The organism is Lactovum odontotermitis (genome assembly GCF_054658595.1).
In genome coordinates this window covers 1-2,384 of record NZ_BAAGGQ010000046.1, presented here as the reverse complement: position 1 = coordinate 2,384, position 2,384 = coordinate 1, and the positions used below count along the sequence as shown (strand labels likewise).

Here is a 2,384-nt window from a genome sequence, read left to right as displayed (position 1 = left end):
ACAAGCATAGTTCCGTTTGACTTGACCAAACCAGAGGCTATTGCATTTGTGCCTGTTCCACCTTTCCGAAAAGGTAGGATTTTTAGGAAAGATATTAAAAAAGAAAGGAGAACTATTTGAAAGAAGCTCTTGAATTAATTACGACAATACTGAGTTCTGGTGTCATTATCGAGATAATTAGGCGAAATTCTAACAAAAGCTATCAGTCAATCAAAGAGCAGATTGAGCATATTGATTCTCGCATTGACAAAGTCGAAAAAATACAGATTAATCAATCGAAATCAGCTAAAAAAATGCTCATCACTTCGCTGTTATCCGAGTACGATAATGCTTCTGATGAAGCCAAGCCATGGATTGCCGAGAAGCTAAACTACGAGTTCAAGCACTACCGTGAGCCGCCAATCAATGGTAATTCATGGGTAGAAGAAGAATTCAAAAAAAGAAATTTACTTTAAGAAAGGTCATAAAATGAAAAATTTCACTAAAAAATTTTGGGAAGATTTGATGGAGCGGGCGATTAGAACGTTCTGTCAGTCGCTCATTGCAGTCGGCTTAGCCGGAGCAAGTGATTTAATCAGCGTTGACTGGATTAACGCTTTGAGTGTCGCAGCACTTGCGACAATCATTTCAGCGCTGACCTCGATTGCCAGCTCGAATGTCGGCGATAGTGGCACAGCTAGCCTTATAAAAAAGGAAGAGGAATAGTAATGACAATATCACCACTAACCGACGTCCGGGATTACGGCTGGCAGTCCAGCGGTCATTTTGGGGGCGTTCGCAGTCCAATCGACACAATTGTCCTGCATCACAATGCAGGTACAGGCTCGGGCGTCGTGCCGAACTGCTGGATTGCTCGCGAGGCGTCAGCGCATTACCAGATTGAGAACGGGAAAATTATTTCCTGTCTTGATGAAGAGCAGGTGGCCTGGCATTGCGGTGCTGCAGGTTACGACAATAACGGTCACACAATCGGAATTGAGCACCAGAATTCAACTGGGGCGCCAAACTGGCTGGTCAGTCCTGAAAATCAGGAAAAATCCGCTCAGCTGGTAGCTGAAATTGCTCAGCGTCGCGGAATTCCGATTGACCGCGACCATATCAAGCGTCATCGCGAAATGCCGGGCTGCTACACTGAATGTAGCGGCGGCCTGGACATTGACTGGATTGTGGCGCGTGCACAACAAATAGCTGGTTCTGGCTCACAGACAAACAACGGCGCTGGAAGCGCGAAAGGATTGATAAAAATGTATTTAATTTTCTGTACTGACACAAAACGCTGGTATGTTTCTAATGGGGTCGAGGTTCGCTATGTTAAAACAGGCCGCGTGCTTAATAACTATCAAGATAAATGGGCGAAACTCGGTCTTCCGACTGACACAATGTATCAGGCAGAGCTTGATGCAGAGTTCGGAAAAAATGCGACAGACCCTAATCGTGATGTCTCAAAAGGATAAAGGAGAATAAAATGGAACTTATCGTTTTCACAAACAATGGTCAATGTTTTTTATTTAAAAACGTTGAAAATTTCACCACAAATACTACCGGCTTCAAGTTCGACTATTTCGGACAAATGACGCAGGTTAAGCGTTCTGCATGTTTTAACAACACGTGCGTTGCAGGTTGGGCTTTCAAGAAAGATGAAGAGGAATAATGACGCACGAAGAAATAGAAGCAGAAGTTTACAAACTCGTCTCTGAAGTAATGAAGCTTCATGGAACCAAAAGCAGCCCTGAAATGGTCTCAGCTATTTCAGAACTGCTTACGAGTTTGAAGCCTATTTTTTCCGATTAGGCTTAGCTTGTGACAAGGCGCTTCCAGCTATGGATTTAGTCGTCTTGCTTGTTTTACCGCTAGTCAAAGCTTTTGAAGCTTTGCTAGCAACTTTTGGAGAGGTTGTCTTGTTAACCATAATTTGCTCCTTTCTATAGATTTCAAAATTTAAATTCTCTCACAAATTAAATTCTCTTACGAATTAAATTTTAATGAATAATTATAACACGAAATAAATAGCACAAATAAAAAACATAAAAATTGGCAAAAACAATGTTACGTTTGCAAGAGGGCTTATGTGCGGCGCTCTTGTTTTTATAGGCACTTACGTGGTGTGCGCGGTCAGTTCGATTCTGACAGTGTCTGTCGCTCGCTCATAAATTTCTCCTTAAATTTTTGATTAAGTTATCTCTAACACAAAAGTCACATCTTCCTTGCGAGCGGGAGGGTGGCTTTTTTTAATTTTCTGCAAAGTATGGTATAATTTAAGGGATAAAGTGCAAATAAACCCATGAATCAAAAAAAGACTTATCAAAAAAGGAATTTGTACCGAATTTGTACCAAAAGCACTATAAAGGTAGGTATAATCAATGATAAGTAGACCGCCCGGATCA

Annotated in this window: 6 protein-coding genes; 5 read left to right on the top strand and 1 reads right to left on the bottom strand. The window is 41.6% G+C overall.

Features of this window, described 5'->3' with window-relative positions; all coding sequences use genetic code 11:
- Positions 1-116 precede the first annotated feature (116 nt).
- From ACYQ2E_RS11250 to ACYQ2E_RS11230, 5 genes are read left to right on the top strand one after another with little or no spacing between them, the layout of a single operon-like run.
- Positions 117-455: a hypothetical protein gene (locus ACYQ2E_RS11250; protein WP_460018154.1), complete on the top strand. Its 339-nt coding sequence runs from the start codon at positions 117-119 to the stop codon at positions 453-455.
- Positions 456-468: 13 nt separating this feature from the next.
- The gene (locus ACYQ2E_RS11245) at positions 469-705 is read left to right on the top strand and encodes a holin (RefSeq protein WP_460018153.1); all 237 of its coding nucleotides are present in this window, start codon (positions 469-471) and stop codon (positions 703-705) included.
- A 2-nt stretch (positions 706-707) separates the two neighbouring features.
- Positions 708-1,454: an N-acetylmuramoyl-L-alanine amidase gene (locus ACYQ2E_RS11240; protein WP_460018152.1), complete on the top strand. Its 747-nt coding sequence runs from the start codon at positions 708-710 to the stop codon at positions 1,452-1,454.
- Positions 1,455-1,465: 11 nt separating this feature from the next.
- Positions 1,466-1,651, top strand: coding sequence for a hypothetical protein (locus tag ACYQ2E_RS11235; protein ID WP_460018151.1), 186 nt, complete (start codon positions 1,466-1,468; stop codon positions 1,649-1,651).
- Complete coding sequence (locus tag ACYQ2E_RS11230) at positions 1,651-1,791, top strand: hypothetical protein (RefSeq protein WP_460018150.1); 141 nt, start codon at positions 1,651-1,653, stop codon at positions 1,789-1,791. Before ACYQ2E_RS11235 ends, ACYQ2E_RS11230 begins: the two co-directional genes overlap by 1 nt.
- 379 nt (positions 1,792-2,170) lie before the next feature.
- Here ACYQ2E_RS11230 and ACYQ2E_RS11225 read toward each other — a convergent pair.
- A partial coding sequence (locus ACYQ2E_RS11225; RefSeq protein ID WP_460018149.1) for a hypothetical protein occupies positions 2,171-2,384 on the bottom strand: 214 nt, incomplete at its 5' end.